Origin of the sequence: Mesopusillimonas faecipullorum, assembly GCF_020539505.1 — a bacterium.
Taxonomy (GTDB): Bacteria; Pseudomonadota; Gammaproteobacteria; order Burkholderiales; family Burkholderiaceae_B; genus Mesopusillimonas; species Mesopusillimonas faecipullorum.
Genome location: NZ_JACDXW010000005.1, coordinates 94954 through 115137, shown reverse-complemented (window position 1 = coordinate 115137; position 20184 = coordinate 94954). Strand labels below are relative to the sequence as shown.

The 20184-nt window shown below is 58.4% G+C and carries 21 protein-coding genes; 16 read left to right on the top strand and 5 right to left on the bottom strand.

Translation table 11 applies throughout. From position 1 onward, the window contains the following. Positions 1 to 31 precede the first annotated feature (31 nt). A complete protein-coding gene (locus tag H0484_RS10665; protein WP_226954623.1) occupies positions 32 to 373 on the top strand; it encodes a DUF1971 domain-containing protein in 342 nt (113 codons plus the stop codon). Between the two features lie 75 nt (positions 374 to 448). After that, positions 449 to 1249: a flagellar brake protein gene (locus H0484_RS10660; RefSeq protein ID WP_226954622.1), complete on the top strand. Its 801-nt coding sequence runs from the start codon at positions 449 to 451 to the stop codon at positions 1247 to 1249. Between the two features lie 53 nt (positions 1250 to 1302). On the opposite strand, the gene trpE is transcribed toward H0484_RS10660, so the two are convergent. The 3 genes from trpE to rpe all read right to left on the bottom strand — a co-directional run bounded on the left by trpE (position 1303) and on the right by rpe (position 4491). Then, positions 1303 to 2823 (bottom strand): anthranilate synthase component I, encoded by a 1521-nt coding sequence (gene trpE, locus H0484_RS10655; RefSeq protein WP_226954621.1) that lies wholly within the window; start codon positions 2821 to 2823, stop codon positions 1303 to 1305. Between the two features lie 284 nt (positions 2824 to 3107). Continuing rightward, positions 3108 to 3776 carry a phosphoglycolate phosphatase gene (locus H0484_RS10650; protein ID WP_226954620.1) on the bottom strand — a complete coding sequence of 223 codons (669 nt, stop codon included), beginning with the start codon at positions 3774 to 3776 and terminating at the stop codon, positions 3108 to 3110. Between the two features lie 13 nt (positions 3777 to 3789). Continuing rightward, positions 3790 to 4491, bottom strand: a complete 702-nt coding sequence (gene rpe, locus H0484_RS10645) for a ribulose-phosphate 3-epimerase (protein ID WP_226954619.1) — start codon at positions 4489 to 4491, stop codon at positions 3790 to 3792. Between the two features lie 111 nt (positions 4492 to 4602). Here rpe and apaG point away from each other — a divergent pair, with 111 nt between their 5' ends. The 4 genes from apaG to H0484_RS10625 are packed head-to-tail and all read left to right on the top strand — an operon-like array spanning position 4603 to position 8401. Further along, positions 4603 to 4977 (top strand): Co2+/Mg2+ efflux protein ApaG, encoded by a 375-nt coding sequence (apaG, locus tag H0484_RS10640; RefSeq protein WP_226954618.1) that lies wholly within the window; start codon positions 4603 to 4605, stop codon positions 4975 to 4977. Positions 4978 to 5032: 55 nt separating this feature from the next. Then, positions 5033 to 6313 (top strand): murein transglycosylase A, encoded by a 1281-nt coding sequence (mltA, locus tag H0484_RS10635; protein WP_226954617.1) that lies wholly within the window; start codon positions 5033 to 5035, stop codon positions 6311 to 6313. Further along, positions 6310 to 7482, top strand: coding sequence for an FAD-dependent monooxygenase (locus H0484_RS10630; protein WP_226954616.1), 1173 nt, complete (start codon positions 6310 to 6312; stop codon positions 7480 to 7482). Before mltA ends, H0484_RS10630 begins: the two co-directional genes overlap by 4 nt. A gap of 19 nt (positions 7483 to 7501) precedes the next feature. Beyond that, a complete protein-coding gene (locus H0484_RS10625) occupies positions 7502 to 8401 on the top strand; it encodes a DsbC family protein (protein ID WP_226954615.1) in 900 nt (299 codons plus the stop codon). On the opposite strand, the gene H0484_RS10620 is transcribed toward H0484_RS10625, so the two are convergent. Then, complete coding sequence (locus H0484_RS10620) at positions 8398 to 9156, bottom strand: TetR/AcrR family transcriptional regulator (RefSeq protein WP_226954614.1); 759 nt, start codon at positions 9154 to 9156, stop codon at positions 8398 to 8400. The genes H0484_RS10625 and H0484_RS10620 overlap by 4 nt on opposite strands. A 111-nt stretch (positions 9157 to 9267) precedes the next feature. Between H0484_RS10620 and H0484_RS10615 the strand changes: the two genes are divergently transcribed. From H0484_RS10615 to H0484_RS10605, 3 genes are all read left to right on the top strand, one after another. Continuing rightward, entirely contained in the window at positions 9268 to 10350 is a 1083-nt protein-coding gene (locus H0484_RS10615; RefSeq protein ID WP_226954613.1) for an aromatic ring-hydroxylating dioxygenase subunit alpha, read from the top strand. Positions 10351 to 10382: 32 nt separating this feature from the next. After that, positions 10383 to 11555, top strand: a complete 1173-nt coding sequence (locus tag H0484_RS10610; protein WP_226954612.1) for an ABC transporter substrate-binding protein — start codon at positions 10383 to 10385, stop codon at positions 11553 to 11555. 194 nt (positions 11556 to 11749) lie between these two features. Further along, a complete protein-coding gene (locus tag H0484_RS10605; RefSeq protein WP_226954611.1) occupies positions 11750 to 13234 on the top strand; it encodes a DASS family sodium-coupled anion symporter in 1485 nt (494 codons plus the stop codon). A 52-nt stretch (positions 13235 to 13286) separates the two neighbouring features. Here the strand turns inward: H0484_RS10605 and H0484_RS10600 are convergent, their stop codons facing one another. Next, complete coding sequence (locus H0484_RS10600) at positions 13287 to 14192, bottom strand: LysR family transcriptional regulator (RefSeq protein WP_226954610.1); 906 nt, start codon at positions 14190 to 14192, stop codon at positions 13287 to 13289. 210 nt (positions 14193 to 14402) lie between these two features. On the opposite strand from H0484_RS10600, the gene H0484_RS10595 reads away from it, so the two are divergent. The 7 genes from H0484_RS10595 to H0484_RS10565 are packed head-to-tail and all read left to right on the top strand — an operon-like array spanning position 14403 to position 20180. Beyond that, a complete protein-coding gene (locus H0484_RS10595) occupies positions 14403 to 15389 on the top strand; it encodes an FAD-binding oxidoreductase (protein ID WP_390624833.1) in 987 nt (328 codons plus the stop codon). A gap of 21 nt (positions 15390 to 15410) precedes the next feature. After that, complete coding sequence (locus H0484_RS10590; protein ID WP_226954608.1) at positions 15411 to 16673, top strand: aromatic ring-hydroxylating dioxygenase subunit alpha; 1263 nt, start codon at positions 15411 to 15413, stop codon at positions 16671 to 16673. A gap of 3 nt (positions 16674 to 16676) precedes the next feature. Beyond that, positions 16677 to 17147: an aromatic-ring-hydroxylating dioxygenase subunit beta gene (locus tag H0484_RS10585; RefSeq protein ID WP_226954607.1), complete on the top strand. Its 471-nt coding sequence runs from the start codon at positions 16677 to 16679 to the stop codon at positions 17145 to 17147. A gap of 9 nt (positions 17148 to 17156) precedes the next feature. Further along, positions 17157 to 17468, top strand: a complete 312-nt coding sequence (locus tag H0484_RS10580) for a non-heme iron oxygenase ferredoxin subunit (protein WP_226954606.1) — start codon at positions 17157 to 17159, stop codon at positions 17466 to 17468. A gap of 53 nt (positions 17469 to 17521) precedes the next feature. After that, positions 17522 to 18439 carry a branched-chain amino acid ABC transporter permease gene (locus H0484_RS10575; protein ID WP_226954605.1) on the top strand — a complete coding sequence of 306 codons (918 nt, stop codon included), beginning with the start codon at positions 17522 to 17524 and terminating at the stop codon, positions 18437 to 18439. Continuing rightward, entirely contained in the window at positions 18439 to 19422 is a 984-nt protein-coding gene (locus H0484_RS10570; RefSeq protein WP_226954604.1) for a branched-chain amino acid ABC transporter permease, read from the top strand. Before H0484_RS10575 ends, H0484_RS10570 begins: the two co-directional genes overlap by 1 nt. Continuing rightward, on the top strand, positions 19419 to 20180 hold the full coding sequence (locus tag H0484_RS10565; protein WP_226954603.1) for an ABC transporter ATP-binding protein: 762 nt from the start codon (positions 19419 to 19421) through the stop codon (positions 20178 to 20180). The genes H0484_RS10570 and H0484_RS10565 overlap by 4 nt, the downstream gene beginning before the upstream one ends. Positions 20181 to 20184: the final 4 nt, after the last annotated feature.

The window sequence follows — 20184 nt, the reverse complement described above, 5'->3', positions numbered from 1 at the left end:
ATAGAGACTCCCTGCCCTTGCGAGGTTTCCCATGTCACTTCCCGATTACGTAAACCACCGTCCGCAAAGCCTGCCCGAAGGCGTGGTCGCTTACCGCCGCACCGGCGAATTCGACCAAGACACCATGCCGGCCAAGATGCGCAATGCGCATTCCACCAAGCCGGGCGTGTGGGCCTTGATACACGTGCTTGAAGGCCAATTGCGCTATAGCGTGCCCAGCTGGGGTGAGGACGTCATTCTGGTGCCGGGCACCCCAGGCATAGTGGCACCTACGGTTGAACACAATGTCGAACCGCATGGGGCTGTCAGAATGTTCGTTGAGTTCTACGCGGCACCCGATCAAGGCCCAACCGACCCTCATACTCAAGCTTAGCGCAGCGTGCCCCGCCACAAAGTTGAATAAGCCGGGTATCCGGCATTTGTTTCTGGATGAAATAAAAGAAAGCTGGTGTTAGTATCGCTGGTGTTTGTACGCATTACCAGCGGCTTCACCCATTTCACCATGCCCGGCGCTTCGAATCTCCTGCCCCCCGATCAAGACCCTTACCTGCTTAGCTCTCGCCACGAGATCGTGCATCTGTTTCGTCGCATGCTCGAGGGCGGCCTGCTCATGCAGATGAAAGGTCGTTTACACACCACCTCTACCGTTACCACGTTGCTGCACATAGACCTCAAGGCCGAGGCGCTTATCGTAGACTGCGCCCCGCAAGCGCTTATCAACCAGGCTTTGATCGATGACGGTAAAGCCAGCTTCGAGGTACTGGTAGATCAAGTCAAAGTGCAGTTTTCGGGCGCGCCTTTGCAAAGCACCTTGTTCGAAGGCAGGCCGGCCTTGATGATGCCGCTGCCATCCACGGTGCGACGTATCCAGCGGCGTGGCAGTTACCGTGTGCAAGTGCCGGTTTCCAATCCGGCCACCTGTACGCTGGCGCTGCGCCCCACGGCCATTACGCTGGCCTTGCACGACATCAGTGCATCGGGTTTGGCCTTGTTGCTGGCGCGGCCCGACATCGAGCTAAGCGTGGGCTCGATACTGCATGGCTGCACCTTGTTCTTGCCTGACGTCGGTCGACTGTCCACCAATGTGCAGATCGTACGACAAGAAGGACGGGAGCTTCCCAACGGCAAACGAGTGCGGCATGTAGGCGGCGCTTTCGTCGACCTGCGCGGCAGCGGTGAAAGCCTGCTGCAAAGCTATATTTTTAGCTTGGAACGTCAAATGATCGCACGCAAGCGCGGCCTGGGCTGACCCTGGCTTCGTCGTTCCCAGGCCGGCGACGTCTCGCCGGCCCTTAGCCTGGCTTAAATCGGCTCGTCCAAGCCAAATTGCACTTTTTCGGCAGCGCGCAATACAGCCCGTGCCTTGGCTTCCGTTTCCAGCCATTCTTTTTCGGGCTCGGAATCCGCAACGATGCCTGCGGCGGCTTGCGCGAACAAGATGCCGTCTTTGATGATGCCGGTGCGTATGGCAATGGCCACGTCCATTTCGCCGCTATAGCTTAGGTAGCCGGCGGCGCCTCCGTATATGCCGCGACGTACGGGTTCCAGCTCGTCGATAATCTCCATGGCGCGCACTTTGGGCGCACCCGTGAGGGTGCCCGCCGGGAAGGTGGCTCGCAGAACGTCCATATTGCTCATATTGTCGTTCAGCTCGCCCGAGACGTTGGAAACCAAGTGCATGACATGTGAGTAGCGCTCTATGCTCATGGTGTCCGTGACTCGCACGCTACCCGTTTTGGCCACGCGGCCGATGTCGTTGCGGGCCAGGTCTATCAGCATGACGTGTTCGGCCCGCTCTTTAGGATCGGCCTGCAGCTCGTCGGCCAAGCGGGCGTCTTCTTCTGGCGTGCCGCCGCGTTTGCGGGTGCCGGCCAGGGGGCGGATCGTAACCTGTGTCTTATCTTGGCCTGCTTCGGTAATGGTTTCCTGACGCACCAGAATCTCTGGTGAAGAACCCACCACATGAAACGCTTCGAAATCCCAGTAGTACATATAGGGCGATGGGTTCAGCGAACGCAAGGCGCGGTATAGCGAAAGCGGCGAATCTCGGTAGGGCTTGGCGATCACTTGGCCGATTTGCACCTGCATCAGGTCGCCGGCGGCAATATATTCTTTGGCCTTGCCTACGGCAGCTAAATAGTCTTCTTTCTTGAAGTCTCGGAACGACTCGGTTTGCAGGCTGGCGTAGGCATACGGGATAGTGACCGGCGTGCGCAGTTTCAGGCGCAGATCTTTAAGGCGTTTGCGCGCATTCACATAAGCCTCGGGTTCACGCGGGTCGGCGTAAACGACCAGGTAGGTGCGCCCAGCCAAATTATCGACAACGGCCAGCTCATCGATGTGCAACAGCATGATGTCGGGCGTGCCTTCTTCCATGCCGGCAGGAAAGGGTTTAACAGCTGGCCCCAGGCGCGGTTCGATGTGTCTGACGGTGTCGTAGCCGAAATAGCCTGCCAGACCGCCCGCAAACCGGGGCATGCCGGGGCGCAAGGCGACTTTGAAGCGTTGTTGGTAGGACTCGATGAAGCTCAAGGGATCCCCTTCGTGGGTTTCTACCACTTCTCCCTTGTGTACAACTTCGGTTAAGCGGCCGGTGGCGCGGATGACGGTTTTGGCCGGCAGGCCGATGAAGGAGTAGCGCCCGAAGCGCTCGCCGCCCACCACGGATTCCATCAAGCAGCTATTGCGCCCGCCTTCCGGGCCGGCGTGGGCCAGCTTCAGGTAGATGGCCAAAGGGGTGTCCAAGTCGGCATAGGTTTCCGCCAACAGAGGAATACGGTTGTAGCCTTGTGCGGCCAGTGCGTTGAATTCTATTTCGGTCATGGGTTTCTCGGTTGCGGTCTGGAAAAGGCGCCGTGCCGGATGAAAAAGACACAAAAAAAGCCCGGCACATAAAAGGCGCCGGGCTTGATCAGGCTGGTTGTCGGGGCATGCGGGAAAGTGCCTGCATGCCGGGACCGATTACCGCCACCCGGCGCACGAACGCCAGTAACGCCAATAACCGGCGTAGAGGCTGAGGTGCGCGTGCAGGGAGACGGAATGCATGAAAATGTATGAACTTTGGTTTGTGCCAACAGTGCTAAGGCGGCTTGCCGAAGCTGCGGGGCTTAATGATTTCGGGCCCATTGGGCCGCTTCTTCAATGGATGACACTATATCATCGACCTCCAGCGTGTGCACGCTTTGGCCTTCGTTGTAACCATAGGGCACTGCCAGCACGGTAATGCCGGCGGCCTTGGCGGCCAAGGCGTCGTTGCAGGAATCGCCTATGGCCAGGGTGTCGGCGGGGGCGACGTCGAGCAAGTCGCAGGCGTGCAGCATGGGCATGGGGTCGGGCTTGCGCTGTGCACAGGTGTCACCGCACACCACGTGCTCGAAGAAATGCAACAAACCGGAGCGCTCGAGCAACGGCAACGTGAAGGCCTGTGGCTTGTTGGTGACGACGGCCAGGCGCATGCCTTGTTCGCGAAAGGCGGTCAGGCCTTCGAGTACCCCGGGGTACAACAGGGTCTTGTCACCGTTGACGAGATGATAGGTGCGTTGGAAAATTTCCAGGCCGCGGTCCAAGAGTTCGTCGTCAACATGGGCATCCAGGCTATTGGAAAGCGCGCGGCGCACAAGATTGCGTGTGCCTTTACCCAGATAGGTGGCGACGACATCCTGGCTTAGCGGATGCATGCCCAGCTCGATGCGCATGGCATTGGTGGCGTCGGTAAGGTCGGCAAGCGTGTTAAGCAAGGTGCCGTCGAGGTCTAGCAGGACTGCGGCAAACGACATGGCCTTTCCTTGATTAAATGGAAACGGATTCGCCGCGCAGGATCTCTTGGCGCAAGGCGCTGATGACCTGAGCGTAGTCGGGTTGGCTGAAGATGGCCGATCCGGCCACAAAGGTATCGGCACCGGCGGCACGGATCTGGGCGATGTTGTCGACTTTGACGCCACCGTCTATTTCCAGCGCGATGGCTTGGCCGCCCCGAGCGGCCCAGGCATCTATACGCTGGCGGGCTTCTTGCAACTTGTTCAGCGTGGCGGGAATGAAACTTTGCCCCCCAAAACCGGGGTTGACGGACATCAGCAGGACGACATCCAGCTTGTCCATGACATGATCCATCCAGTTGAGCGGTGTGGCCGGGTTGAAAACCAGGCCGGCTTTACAGCCGGCGTCGCGGATCAGGCCCAGCGTGCGGTCGGGGTGGCGCGAGGCTTCGGGGTGAAAGGTAATGATGTCGGCACCGGCTTTGGCAAACATCGGGACCAGCGCGTCTACCGGTTCTACCATGAGGTGGACGTCTATGGGCGCACTGGTGTGGGGGCGCAGGGCCTCGCACACCATGGGGCCTACCGTTAGGTTGGGGACATAATGGTTGTCCATGACGTCCAGATGTATCCAGTCGGCGCCGGCGGCGACGACAGAGCGGACTTCTTCGCCCAGACGGGCAAAATCGGCCGACAGCAGGCTGGGGGCAATGCGGGTTTTGGTAGAAGCGTTCATGGGCGTAATAAACTAGCGGGTATCGACAGGCACGGTGCCTCTGACGGCTGGGGTATTGTAGTGCTCCCTGGTCCCGGTTGCCGAGGCCGGCTTATCTTCGCGGGTATCCACATGAAAAACTACGACATTGACGTAACGGTTTCACCTCAGTATTTGCCGGAACAGTCCAATCCAGCAGAGCAGCAATATTTTTTTGCTTACACCGTACGCATCACGAATCGCGGGCAGCACCCGGCTCAAGTCATCAGTCGCCACTGGATCATCACCGATGCCGACCAACACGTTCAAGAGGTGCGCGGCTTGGGCGTGGTGGGGCAACAGCCCTTGCTGGGGCCCGGTGAATCCTTCGAGTACACCAGTGGTTGCCCCTTGCCTACGCCCTTTGGAACCATGAAAGGCTCGTATCATTGCGTAGGCGATAATGGCGTGCCTTTCGAGGCGCCCATCGCCGAATTCGTCCTGGCCATGCCCAGAACCTTGCACTAATAGGTGTGTAGTGCGGCCTGCGTGGCCTCTTATGTAAGAACCAGGTATTGCATAGATGAAGAAACTCGCGTCATTGGTATTACTGTCGGTGCTGGCAGCCTGCACTACCGTGCCCCCCGAAACGGATCAACAGGGCGCCGCGCCTGGGGCTCCCGCAGCGGATGTGGCAAGCCAGCCTTTACAGGTGCCGGCTTTGGCACAATTGCCCGAAACCCCTGCGCGTACGCTGGCCGGAAAATTCGTGGCGGTTGACTGGTCGACGTTGCCGGGCTGGAACGAAGATAATCTCGAACAAGTCTGGAAAGCCTTCCTGAACAACTGCAAGGGCTTGATGCGGCCAGTGTCGGGTTCCTTGGTGATGCCGGCCCGTGCCGCTCCCCGGGCTTGGCAGCCTGTGTGTGCCGCTGCGTCTCAGTGGCAAGACCGACCTGCCCCTAGCGCCGCCGCCATGCGCGAGTTTCTGCAAACCCGGCTGCGCCCCTGGCGTGTGCTGGATGCCCAGGGCAAACTCGCCAGCAATACCGTCACGGGTTACTACGAACCCATCATCCAGGGCTCCAAACGGCGCGAGGGTGTCTACCAATGGCCTCTGTATGCGCCGCCTGCCGACCTGCTGACCGTAGATCTGGGTACCGTCTATCCCGAGCTGGCGGGTAAGCGCATACGCGGCAAGCTGCAGGGTAAACGGGTCGTCCCCTACGACACCCGGGCGCAAATTGCGGCCTCTAACAACCAGCCGCCTGTGTTGGTATGGGCGGCCGATCCGGTAGAAGCGTTTTTCCTGCAGATACAAGGCTCGGGTCGTGTGCGTTTGCCTGATGGCAGCATGCTGCGTCTGGCCTATGCCGACCATAACGGTCGCCCCTATGCTTCCATAGGCAAGTGGCTGGCCGACAAAGGCGAACTCTCGCTTTCACAGGCTTCCATGCAAAACATCAAAGCGTGGGCTCAGCGCAACCCGGCCCGTGTGCAAGAAATGCTGAACGCAAATCCGGCCATGGTGTTCTTCAGCGAAGAGGCTATCGTTGATCCCGAATTGGGGCCCAAAGGCGCTTATGGCATTCCGCTGATCGGCCAGCGTTCAGTTGCTGTTGATGCTGGGTTTGTCCCCCTGGGAAGCCCCATTTACTTGGCCACCACCCACCCCAGCTCGAATGCGCCGCTGCGTCGCTTGATGTTTGCCCAAGATACCGGGGCCGCCATCAAGGGTGCGGCACGCACGGACTTCTACTGGGGTTCGGGCGATCAGGCCGGCGAGCAAGCGGGCCGCATGAAACAGAACGGTCAGATGTGGGTATTGTGGCCGCGCCAGGCAGGAGCTCCTACAGCCCGATGAAATCTCCGTCTATTGTTGTCTGCGGCACCGGCCTTGTCGGCCTGGCGAGCGCATTAGGCCTGGCAAGGGCCGGCTTGCGCCCCTGCCTGTTGGGCCCGCGCCAAGCACCCGCTCCGGCTGTCCCCGAGCACTATCACCCGCGGGTTTACGCGGTGTCTCCCCCAGCGCAGCGCTTTTTGCACGAGCTGGGTGCCTGGGGCCTGCTGGATACGCGCCGCCTCACGGCTGTAGAGGGCATGCAGGTTTATGGCGACGCGGGTGGCAGTGTCGAACTGCGCGCCTGGCAGCGCATGTTGCCGGCTTTGGCTTGGATTGCAGAGTCGAGCGAGATTGAGCGCGCCTTGTATCAGGCCCTGCAAGTGTTCGGCGTAGACTGGGTCGAAGACCGTTTCGAACGCCTGGTGCAGGGCGGCTTGATCACAAGCTCGGGGCGCGAACTCAAGACACCGCTGGTGATCGGTGCGGATGGCGCCAACTCCGCCGTCAGGCAAGCGGCGGGTATTACGCAAACCGAAAGGGATTATCGGCAAATGGGCCTGGTTACTCATCTGTCAGCGGCGCTGCCGCATGGCGGCATGGCCAGGCAATGGTTTGTCGATGGTGAAATCGTCGCCCTGTTGCCCATGCCCGATACCGCCCAAGGCCACCAGGTTTCCATGGTGTGGTCCATGGAAACGTCGCGAGCCCAAACCGTGTTGGCTATGCCTGAGCAAGCGCGTGCCGACCACGTGCAGCGCTTGTTGGCAGCTGTAACCGCAGACTGTCTGGGGCCGCTCACTGTGCGGGGCGAGGTTCTGGGGTTTGCACTGACGGTGGCGCAAAGCAGCATGGTTGCGCCAGGCGTGGCCTTGGTGGGCGACGCCGCGCACCGCGTGCACCCCTTGGCGGGGCAAGGTTTAAACCTTGGCCTCGGAGATGTGGAACATTTACTGCGCGTGCTGGTCGAAAAACCTGCATTGGCCAGCCCCGGAGATGAAACCGTGCTGCGTCGCTATCGACGTGCGCGTGCCGAACCGGTGTGGGCCATGCGTATGGCTACCGATGGCTTGCATCGCCTGTTTTCTACAGATTTGCCGCCTGTGGTACTGGGGCGTAACCTGGGCATGAGCCTGGTAAACCGCCTGCCCTGGGTCAAGCAGCGGCTGATTGCTGCAGCTTCAAACAATTAAATTTCCTGCGAGGACACGCATGCCTTTTCGTTCATCCATACGTCACTTCCGCCCGGCGCAAGCCGCTTTAGCGCTGGCAGCATGCTGGGGGTTGATGGCGCCGGCGGCTTGGGCAGATACGCCCGCGCCGGCAGAGGCCGCTGCACAAGCACCGGCAGAGCAGCCTGCGGAGGCGGCGAGCCCTGCCATGGCACCTCAGCCTGAAGAGGCCGTCGTCAGTGCGCCTACGGCTGCCGAGCTTGCGGCGGCAGAAAAAGCCAAGGTGGAACAAGCCAAGGCAACCATCAAGCAAAGCTTTGCTCAGCGTTTTCCGGGTGTGACGTTGGGCGAGGTGGAGCAGACACCGCTTGCCGGGGTGTACGAGATTCCCGTTCAGGGCGAACTGTATTACGTGGATGGCAGCGGGCGCTACATGCTGCAAGGGTCTTTGATCGATCTGGAAACGCGCACCGACTTGACAGCGGAACGCGTAGCCAAGTTGACTGCCGTTGACTTCGAGAAACTGCCTTTGGCCACCGCCGTCAAGCAAGTGCGTGGCACAGGCGAGCGCAAAATCGCTATTTTCGAAGACCCCAACTGCGGTTACTGCAAGCAGTTCCACCGCACCCTGGAGCGCTTTGACGACATCACCATTTATTCCGTGATGTTCCCCATATTGGCCCCTGATTCTCGCGAAAAAGCCACGAACATCATGTGTGCCGACGATTCGGTTGCGGCGCTGCGCAGCTGGATGCTGGACGGTAAGACACCAGCCAAGGCAAGCTGCGAAACCAATATCGACGAGCTGCTGGCCTTTGGCAAGCAACACAATGTGCGCGGTACGCCCGCTGTTTTCTTCGAAGATGGCAGCCGGGTAGGGGGCGCGATGACTTTCGAGCAGCTGACGCGTCGACTCGAAGGTGTCAAGAAGCCTTCTTAAGGCTCAGCCGGGGCGGTGGGCCGTTTGCGCACCGCCTTGTTGGGTTGGGGCTTGTACTGCTGGTTCACTATCTGCACCCAGTCGCTCAGCAACGCCTGATACCTTGCATCGTCCCGTTTCCAGGTACGGTTGATGCCCATGCCGCGCACGATATTCAGCGTCAGGTTCAAGATGGTGTCGGCGTCGCTTTCGGTATAGCCCGCTTGCACAAATACTTCTCGCCATAAGTCATTGGTGGTTTCACGATAGTGCTGCATTACCGGCACGATGTGTTCCATCAGCGCTTCGTCGGTGCGGGCCACCATCACCACTTCCAGCGCGGCAATGTAAGGCCAGTCGAAATACACACTGGTGCTGTCCGAGATGAAGCCTTCCAGTGGGTTCTCGACCGCGCCCGGCGTACGTGCGATACGTTGACCACGCAGTATCCATTCGTCGTAAACGGCTTTGGTGGCTGCAATGACCAGTTCCGCCTTGGTGGCGTAATGATGCATGAGCGCGCCGTTGGACATACCTGCCGTTTTCGCAACCTCTTTGGTTGTCAGGCCGCTATAACCGCGCTTAAGCAGAATCTCTATCGTGGCGCCCAGCAGCCGCTCGCGCGCGTCGCGGCTGCGGTCTTCCTGCTTGCGACGCGCAGGGCTGGTTTTGTTGGGACTGGGTTTCCCGGCGACGCCGGCAGTGCTGATCGTCATATTAGAGCGTCCCCGAGCGGCATGAGTGTGCTCGGCAAGTGTTGCAGGGATTATATCCATGCGGGTTTCCACTATATCGAAATGTTTGTTTATTTACAAACCGATCACTCTGTTTGTGATAAATTATTCAGCATAGTCACGCTAAAGCGCAGCATTCCGAAGGAGACAATCATGGCATTTGTACGTAACGCTTGGTATGTGGTCTGTACTCAAGACACCATCAAAATCGGTGAGCCTTTTTCGCGCCAAATCTTGGGTGAAAAAATCGTGTTCTACCGCAAGCAAGACGGTACGCCGGTAGCCATGCAAGACCGCTGCCCACACCGCTTCATTCCTTTAAGCATGGGCAAAGTGGTGGGTGACGTCCTCGAATGCGCCTACCACGGCTTGCAGTTCGATTGCAGCGGCAGCTGTGTCAAAAATCCTCACGGCGATGGCCGTATCCCGGCGGCAGCGCGTGTCGCTAGCTATCCCGTTCACGAAAAACATGGCCTGATGTGGATCTGGATGGGCGAAAAGCAGGCCGACCCTGCCCGCATCCCCGACTACAGCGTGTTAGACGAAGGCACGGGTTTCAGCATCAGCGGCGGCTATCTGCACATGGCCTGTAATTACGAGCTCATGGGCGAAAACCTGCTCGACCTCAGCCACATTACCTATCTGCACGATGGTTACCTGGGTAGCCCGGAACAGGTCGGTGCCGACCAGGTCATGGTCGAAAAAGCTGATGGCGTTCAATGCAATCGCTGGATGCCCAACGTTTCGGTGCCCGGTATCTTCGACTTGCTCTATCGCCGCGACGGTCAACCCGTCGATATGTGGACGAACATGCGCTGGATGGCCCCCAGCTGCTTCTTGCTGGATACCGGCGTACATGCCGTGGGCGGCGAACGCGAAGGTCATGGCTGGTACTACGGCGTGCATATCCTGACACCCGAAACAGAAAACACCACGCACTATCACTTCATCGCCGCCATGCCACCCGACACTAAGTTGTCGCCCGAAGACGATGAAAAATTCCGCACGCTGCGCCGCTATGCCTTCGAGATGCAAGACAAGCCCATGATAGACATGCAGCAACAAGCCATCGGCGATGCCAACTTCTGGGATCTGAAGCCTGTGCTGCTAAGTGTTGATGCCGGGCCGGTGCGCATGCGCCGCACACTGGAAAAAATGGTGGCCCAAGAGCAGGCTGAACGTGAAGCAGCCAAAGCGGCGGTTGCCAAGCCTAGCCGCGAAGCCGCACACGCTTAAAACAAAGATATAAGACCCCAAGGAGACCCTTCATGCAAGGAAAATTCAAGGCCGCTCTGGCTTCGGCGGCGATTGCTGCGGCGTTCTGTACCAGTGCTCAGGCACAAGATGCGGTAAAGATAGGCTTTATTGGCGAACTGTCGGGCCCCACGGCCGGTGTTGGCCAAGACCAGCTCGACGGCTTCAAGCTGTATCTGGAAGATAAGGGCGGCAAGCTCGGTGGTGTGCCCATTGAGTTGTTGGTAGAAGACAGCCAGTTCAAGCCTGATGTCGCCATGCAAGTGGCGCGTCGTCTGGTTGAGCGCGACAACGTGTCGGTGATTACCGGTGTTTCGTTCTCGAACGTCATGATGGCCATACACAAGTACATCACCGACCGCGATGTCGTGTTGCTCAGCTCTAACGCCGGGCCCTCGCAGATCGCAGGCGAGCGCTGCTCACCTTATCAGTTTGTCACCTCGTGGCAGGGCGACCAAGCAGCGGAAGCCGTCGGCAAATATGCCCAAGAAAAGGGTTTCAAGAACATCGCTGTGCTGGCCCCCAACTACCAGGCCGGCAAGGACATCGTCACGGGTTTCAAGCGTTACTACACCGAACCCTTGGCTGAAGAAATCTACACTCAGCTGACACAGTTGGACTTTTCTGCAGAGCTGGCTACTGTGGCAGCCGCCCAGCCCGACGCTATTTTTGCTTTCTTCCCGGGTGGTTTGGGCGTGGCCTTTGCCAAGCAATATGCTCAAGCCGGCATGATGGGCAAAGTGCCTTTGCTGACGACTTTCGTGGTGGATGCTTTGTCGCTACCCGCCATTGGCGATGGGGCCCAAGGCATTATCAGCGGCGGTTTCTGGGCGCCTGACTTCGACAACGCACAAAGCCGCAAGTTTGTGTCCGACTTCGAGAAAAAGTACGGTCGCATTCCTTCCAACTACGCTGCGCAAAGTTACGACGCCGCCGCGCTGCTGGATTCGGCGCTGGGCAAGGTAGAGGGCAATGTCAAGGACAAGGCCGCCTTCCTGAAGGCTATGAAAGCAGCGGATTTCGATTCGGTGCGTGGCGATTTCAGCTTTGGCAACAACAACTTCCCCGTGCAAAGCATGCACGTCATGGAAGTCGCCAAAGACGACAAAGACCGCCTGAGCCTGAAAACCATCGCGACGCCTCTGAAGAACTACCAGGACGCCTATCACGGCAAATGCCCTCTGTAAGAGGGTAGGCGGATGGCTGAGCGACCGGGGCTGTGGCCTCCGGTCGTGGGCGCCGCGTGATCATTTGGTTTTTGACCCTCCATCCGGAGGGTTTTTCGATTTCAGGAGTATGCTTGCCGTGTTCCGCTGATGCGGGCCGCTCTGTTGGGCGGTCGGCTGCTTGACGTGTGTGCCTGGGAGGATAGTCAGTGAACATGTTTGCCTATTTCAAAGAGGCTGTTCCCTTCAAGTTTTGGCCGGCTGCCATTACCACTTGCGTACTCGTCGGGTTGTTGCTGGTGCCCACCCCGGAAGGGTTGACGCCCAAGGCCTGGAGCCTGCTGGCCGTGTTCATCACCACCATCGTCGCCATCATCCTGAAAGTCATGGCGATAGGCGTGATGTCGATGATGGCCATCATGATCATTTCGCTGTCGCAGGTCACGGCAACGTCCTCCAAAGAGGCCATCGCCGATGCGCTGAGCAGTTTTTCCAGCCCGCTGATCTGGCTGATCGTGATCGCCATCCTGATCTCGCGCGGCCTGATCAAGACCGGCCTGGGGGCGCGCATCGGTTATATCTTTATCTCATTGCTGGGCAAGCGCACCCTGGGCATAGGCTATGGCCTGGCCGTGTGCGAACTGCTGCTGGCGCCCTTCACGCCCAGCAATACGGCGCGTGGCGGCGGCATAGTCCACCCTATCATGCGCTCTATTGCCAATGCCTTCGACTCCGATCCGGCCAAGGGCACGCAAGGCAAGGTGGGCACCTATCTGGCACTGGTCAACTACCATGCCAACCCCATCACTTCGGCCATGTTCGTGACTGCAACCGCGCCCAATCCGCTGGTGGTGGATATCGTGGCCAAGGCCACCAATATGGAGCTGCACCTGTCCTGGGCGACCTGGGCCTTGTGCATGTTGCTGCCCGGTCTGGTTGCCATCCTGGTGATGCCGCTGATCATCTATTGGCTGGCGCCGCCCGACATCAAGCAGACCCCCAATGCCGTGGCTTTTGCCAAGGAAGAATTGCGCAAGCTGGGCAGCATCAAGCCGCCGGAAATTGTCATGATGTCGGTGTTCTTGCTGTTGCTGCTGCTCTGGGCCGATGTGCCGGCCATGCTGTTCGGCCCGGCGTTCTCGCTGGACCCGACTGCTGTGGCCCTGCTTGGTTTGTTCCTGCTGTTGCTCAGCGGCACCCTTACCTGGAATGACGTGCTCAGCGAGAAAAGCGCCTGGGACACCTTGGTCTGGTTCGGCGCGCTGGTGATGATGGCCGGGCAGTTGAACAAGCACGGCGTGATTTCGTGGTTTTCCGATGGCCTCAAGAGCGGCATTCTCAGCAGCGGCATGGGCTGGGAGGCCGCCGCCGCCGTGCTGGTGCTGGTCTTCCTGTTCTCGCATTATTTCTTTGCCAGCACCACCGCTCACATCAGCGCCATGCTGCTGGCCTTCCTGACAGTGGGCGTGCAACTGATACCCGCCGAATACATCAATCTTTTCATGCTGATCATGGTGGCGTCATCGGCCATCATGATGACGCTGACCCACTACGCGACCGGCACTTCGCCCATCATCTTCGGCAGCGGCTACGTCACCATGGGCCAATGGTGGCGCATCGGTTTCGTCATGGCGGTATGCGAATTGCTGATCTTCACCATCATCGGCGGTTTGTGGTGGAAGGTGCTGGGCTTTTGGTGATCAACGATACCGGCCCGCATGTTTCGTTTGGTCGGTAGCACGTGAGCTCCGCTCAAGCCCCCGAGAAAAGCTTGAAGATCAACTGCCGCAGCCACTGATTGCCGGGTTCCCGATGGTACTTGGCATGCCAGAACATATTGATGCCGATTTCGGGTAGTTTGATGGGATGAGGCAGGTAGCGCAGCCCAAAAGGCTGCGCTGACCTTAAGGCATAGCGCTCGGGCACGGTGGCGATCATGTCCGAGTTACGCAAAATATGCCCCAGCGCTACAAAGTGCGGTACATACAGGCTCACTCGGCGCTTTTCTTTGGCGCTATCTATGATTTCGTGCACTTTGTCGTGCCCTGTGCCGGTCGAAATCACCACCACATGTTCAGCTTCATAAAAACGACGTCGCGTTAGGCGGCTGCCATCCAAAGGGTGGCCCTCACGAAATAGGCAAACGTAGTGCTGCATAAAAAGACGTTGCTGGAAAAACCCTGTTTTGAGCTGCGGAATCAAGCCTATGGCCAGGTCGACTTGGCCGGCCTCCATATCGTCGCGCAGGCTGTCCCTGTTGTTGCGTACTGTGCTTAAGGTTACGCCGGGCGCCAACTCGTGCAGCGCGCGCATAAGGGGTGGCAATAGTTCGATTTCACCCAGGTCTGTCATGGCAACGGTGAAAGTGCGCTGACTGGCGGCGGGTTCGAAGCTTGCAGGGCTGGCCAGCGAACGTTGAATGGTATTAAGGGCGTAAGCAATAGGCTCGGCCAGCTGTGCGGCATAGGGTGTGGGCTCCATGCCTTTGGTGGTGCGCAGAAAAAGCTCGTCGTTCAGCAAGGTGCGCAGGCGCCGCAGTGCATTGCTGACTGTGGGCTGGCTTAGCCCCAACTTTTCAGCGGCCACCGACACGCTGCCGTCCGTGTGCAATTGGTTGAAGATGACCAGTAGATTCAAATCCAGATTCTGAAGGTTCATGGCGGGCGTTTAGGCTGGCGTCAAAGGGCGTTCAGGAGGGAGAGCAGGCGGTTTACAAGCGTAATTTCAGAGCTTCCAAGCCACCCTAGGGATAATACTAATATTTGGTTTTGAAATACATAAAATTCTGAATATTCTATTTATAAATTTGAAGGGGCTACTTATACTCCCGCCATCATCCTGTCATATTGTGTGGATTCATTCATGTCCTTGACCGTACAAGTCGAGCCTTTAGACCGTACTTTCGAAGCGGCTTCCGGTAGTAATCTGCTGGAAATCCTGCAGGCCAACGAAGTGCCCGTTTCCTATAGCTGTATGGCGGGCCGTTGCGGTACTTGCCGCTGCAAGGTCGTGCGCGGCACTGTGTTGGAATCCGGCCGTGAGTTCAAGCTCACGGGGCTGGATGATGGCCGTTATGTGCTGGCCTGCATGAGCGTGCTGACCGAGTCCTGTACGATAGAGATTCCCGAGCCCGACGAAATCGTCACTCACCCGGCGCGCATCATCAAAGCCAAAGTCAGCGAGGTCAGCATGCTGACGCATGACATTTGCCGCGTGCGCATGCAGTTGGCCAAGCCACTGTCTTTCTCGGCCGGCCAGTACGTACGCTTGCAGTTCACGCCCGAGATGATCCGCCCATATTCCATGGCGGGCCTTGCCGACGACGGCGAGATAGAGTTTCACGTGCGCGTGGTGCCTGGTGGGCGTGTCAGCAACTATATTGCCAACGAACTGAAGGTGGGCGATGCCGTGCGCGTCAGCGGGCCTTTGGGCACTGCTTACTTGCGTACGCGCCACGAAGGTCCCATGCTGTGCATTGCCGGCGGCACAGGGCTGGCGCCGGTGCTGTCCATTGTGCGCGGGGCGTTGGCGCAGGGTATGACCAACCCCATTCATATTTACTTCGGTGTGCGTTCGCCCGCCGACATCTATCATGAACAAGAACTGCGGGCGCTGGAGCAAGCGCACCCGCAGATCAAGGTGCATATCGTAGTCACTACCGGCGCCCAGGCAGACAGCCAGCGCCAAGGTCTGGTCACCGATGCGGTGGCTGAAGACTGGGCTGACCTGACGGGTTTCCGCGCCTATGTGTGTGGCGCGCCCCCCATGGTCGAAGCCGCCGCTTTGCTCTTGACTTCCAAGGGCATTCCAGCCGAACGCGTCTATGCCGACGCCTTCTATGCTGCAGCTGATTAATTTTCGAAACAGGAGCGCATCATGAGCCAAACGCCTGTCGTTTTCCCTGAACAGCCGGTCTGGCAGGACGAGGGAAGCAGCCGTATCCCGTTCTGGGCCTACACCCGCGAAGATATCTATCGCCGCGAATTAGAACGCCTTTTTTACGATAACCACTGGTGTTACGTGGGCCTTGAGGCCGAAGTGCCCAATCCCGGCGACTTCAAGCGTACGGTCGTGGGCGAGCGCGAAGTCGTCATGACGCGCGATATGGAGGGCGGGATCAACGTCATCGAGAACGTCTGTGCGCACAGAGGGATGCAGTTCGTGCGTGAGCGCGTCGGCAATCGCCAGGACCTGGTCTGTGCCTACCACCAGTGGAGCTACAGCCTGAAGGGCGACCTGCAGGGCGTGCCTTTCTTGCGCGGCGTCAAGCAGGACGGCAAAGTCAATGGCGGCATGCCCAAGGACTTCAAGCGCGACGAGAACAACCTGAACAAACTGCGCGTGGCTACGCGCGGCGGCGTGGTGTTTGCCTCGTTCAAGCATGACATCGAAAGCCTGGAAGACTTTCTGGGCCCCGAAATTCTGCAATATTTCGACCGTATGTTCAATGGTCGAAAGCTCACCATTCTGGGCTATAACCGCCAGCGTATTCCGGGCAACTGGAAGTTGATGCAAGAGAACATCAAAGACCCTTACCATCCAGGCCTGTTGCACACCTGGTTCATTACCTATGGCTTATGGCGTGCCGATAACAAATCGGCTTTGCGCATGGACGAGCATCATCGCCATGCCGCGATGATTTCGCGCCGCGGCAATGCCGGTGCCAAAAACGAAGTCACTTCGGGCGTGACTTCGTTCAAAGAGACCATGGAGATCAACGACAAGCGCTTGCTGGACATCGTGCATGAAGACTGGTGGGGCGAGCCTACCGCCGTGATGACGACGATATTCCCCAGCGTCATCTTCCAGCAGCAGGTCAACAGCGTGTCCACGCGCCATATTCAGCCCAGCGGGCCGGATGCTTTTGATTTTGTCTGGACGCACTTCGGCTACGAAGACGACACCCCCGAAATGACCGAGCGCCGCCTGGTGCAGGCCAACCTGTTCGGCCCCGCAGGCTTCGTGTCGGCCGACGACGGCGAGGTCATCGAACTGTCGCAGGAAGGCTTCCTGCAAAAACCCTATCACCGCACCCTGGCCGAATTGGGTGGCCGCGATGTCGAGGACACCGAGCACATGGTGACCGAAACCTTGATCCGCGGGATGTACGAGTACTGGCGCAAAGTCATGGAGGCCTGAGTCATGGATTTCGAAACCTACTTTCAATTAAGCAAGCTTTATACCGATTACGCGGCAGCAGTTGACGCCAAAGATTGGAATAGCTGGGTGGAATTCTTCGAAGAGGACTGTACTTACAAGGTTCAGCCCCGCGAAAACTATGAGCGCGGCTTTCCGCTGGCAACGATGAATTTCATCAGTCAGGGCATGCTCAAAGACCGTGCCTACGGCATTCAGGAAACCTTGTTCCACGATCCTTACTACCAGCGCCACGTGGTGAGCGCACCGCGTGTCTTGTCTTTCGAGAACGGCATCATCGAATCCGAAGCCAATTACGCGGTGTTTCGCACCAAGTACAACGGTGAGTCCACTGTGTTCAACGTCGGTCGCTATCTGGACCGCATCTCGGTCGGCCCCTCTGGCCTGAAAATCCAGTCGCGTCTGTGTATTTATGATTCGGAAATGATTCCGAATTCCATCATTTATCCCATCTAGGAGACCGCCATGGCTGAATGGATAGACATTTTGGCGCTGGACGAGGTGCCCGAGGATGACGTCACAGGTGTGCAGGCTAGCGGGCGCGACCTGGCCGTATACGGGGTCGAGGGCGAAGTCTACGTTACCGACAATATCTGTACGCACGGCAATGCCAGACTTTGCGATGGGTTTCTGGAAGACCACGAAATTGAATGCCCGCTGCATCAGGGGCGTTTCGATGTGCGCTCGGGCAAGGCGCTTTGCGCACCCCTGACTCAGGATATCCGAGCATATCCAGTGAAGATAGAAGACGGTAAAGTGTGGATAGAGGTAGACTAACACTCACGCCACTTTAAGACTAACCCCTACATTAAAAAAGGAGACAGGGGAGGATGACAACCTTATTGCTGTCGCAATTGCTGAATGGCGTGCAGTACGGCATTTTGCTGTTCTTGTTGGCCGCGGGGCTGACGCTGGTATTTGGCATCATGAGCTTCGTCAATCTGGCGCATGGCTCGTTGTACATGATGGGTGCCTATTTTGCCGCCACAGCCTATAACCACACCAATTCCTTCCTGCTGGCTGTCGTGGCTGCGCTGGCAGGATGCGTGATTCTTGGCATCATCCTAGAGCGCACTGCAGTTTCGCGGCTGTATTCGCGCGACCACCTAGACCATGTGCTGGTCACGTTCGGATTGGTGCTGTTTTTTAACGAACTTGCCCAGATCATCTGGGGCACTCAGCCCTATTTCCTTCCAGTGCCCAGCTGGCTAGACCAAACCGTCAGTCTGTTCGGCATTACCTACCCGGCTTACCGATTTGCCATTATTGTGGTGGGTCTTTTGGCCGCAGTGGGTTCCTACCTGCTCATCCATAAAACACGTCTGGGCATGTTGATACGCGCAGGCTCGGTCAATCCGGCCATCGTGGGGGCGCTTGGGATCAACATCAAGATGCTCAACGCCTTGCTGTTTGCCATAGGTGCTGCGCTAGCGGGGCTGGCGGGTGTCATGGCCGGGCCGATTCTTTCGGTGCAGTCCGGCATGGGCGAGCCTGTGCTCATCACTACGCTGGTGGTCATTGTCATTGGCGGCATTGGTTCTGTCAGCGGCGCCTTCTATGCGGCGCTCATCGTCGGCATTGCCGACACGCTGGGCCGGGCCTTTCTGCCCATGCTGCTGCGTGAAGTCATGGCACGCGACATCGCCAACGCGGCGGGGCCCGCCATTGCATCCATGCTCATCTACGTCTTGATGGCCGTCGTTCTGGCCATACGCCCGCAAGGCCTGTTCGTCGGAGGGGCGAAATAATGTCGGCTAGCTTCAAGCAATACAGCGTTACCACCTGGGTAGGGCTGGCGCTATTCCTGCTGCTCATTCTCGTGCCCATCTGGGGCTACGCGGCAGGGCAGGCTTTTTACGTGGCATTCTTCGCCCGTATCGTCATCTATGCCATTGCCGTGGTGGCGCTTAATCTGGCGCTGGGCTATGGCGGCCTGGTCAGTCTGGGGCATGCGCTGTTTCTGGGTCTGGGGTCTTACAGTGTGGCCTTGCCGGCCTTTTATGGCATAGACAACGGCTGGATACACCTGTTGATCTGCGTGACCAGCTGCGCCATAGTCGGCCTGGTCACGGGTGCCATCAGCCTGCGCACCACCGGTATCGGCTTCATCATGATCACCTTGGCCTTCGCGCAAATGGGCTACTTCCTGTTTGTCAGCCTCAAGCAGTATGGCGGCGACGACGGCACCAGTATTTCCGATACCAGCCAGTTTTTCGGCCTGAACCTGGGTAATGTCTACACCGTCTATACGGTGTCCTTGATCTTGCTTATCTTATTCACCTGGTGGATGGCCCGCCTGCGGGTGGCGCCGTTCGGTATGGTGTTGCGCGGCGCGCGGCAGAATGCTCGCCGGGTCAATGCCGTAGGTTTTCCGGCGCGCCGCTATTTGCTGGTGTCTTACGTCATTTCCGCCGTGGTGTGCGGTATTGCCGGCATGCTGCTGGCCAACCTCAACGCTTTTGCCTCGCCTTCCACGCTGTCTTGGATTATCTCGGGCGATTTGGTCGTTATGCTGGTGCTGGGTGGTCTGGGTACCATCTTCGGGCCGTTGTTTGGTGCGGTTGCCTTCCTGGGCCTCGAAGAAATCCTCAAGATCTTCACTGCGCATTGGCTGGCCATTTTCGGCTTGGTCATTGTCATGATCGGCTTGCTGGGCCGCGCCGGCATTGTCGGCTTTTTCGAAAGCATGAGTAAGCCTCGCAAAGCGGCACCCAAAGGAGGCCAGGCATGAGCAAGCTATCTTCCATGTTGCGCACCGAGAAACTGGTCAAGCGCTACGGCGGTTTGCTGGTCACCGATTCGGTCTCACTCGACGTGCGCGAGGGCGAACTGCACGCCATCATCGGGCCCAATGGCGCCGGTAAAACCACGCTGATCAACCAGCTATCGGGCGAGTTGCAGTCCAATTCCGGCAAGGTGCTGTTCGATGGTGCCGACGTCACCGCCATCCCGATTCATCATCGCGCCCGGCGGGGCCTGCTGCGCTCTTACCAGATCACCTCCATCTTCGAGGGCTTCACCGTGCTCGAGAACACGGTGTTGTCGGCCATGGGCGCTAAAGAGCATGCTTTCCGGTTCTGGAAGCCCATGCTGGCGCGCGAAGACCTGGTCGCTACGGCACGCGACGCGCTTGAAATAACGCAATTGTCCGCCTTGGCCGACGTGCCGGCAGCCGAACTGGCCTACGGCCAGCGCCGACAGTTGGAACTGGCCATGGCACTGGCCGCCCAGCCCAAGCTGCTGTTGCTGGACGAGCCCATGGCCGGCATGAGCGTGCAGGAATCCACCGGCGTCGTCGAGATGCTCAAGCGCCTTAAAGGCAAGCAAACCATTTTGCTCATCGAGCACGACATGAACGCGGTGTTTGCTTTGGCTGATCGCATTACGGTGCTGGTGTATGGCAAAGCCATGATCTCCGGCACCCCCGACGAAATCCGCAACAACCCCGAGGTCAAGACCGTGTATCTGGGTGACGAGGCCATAGGGTGACGAG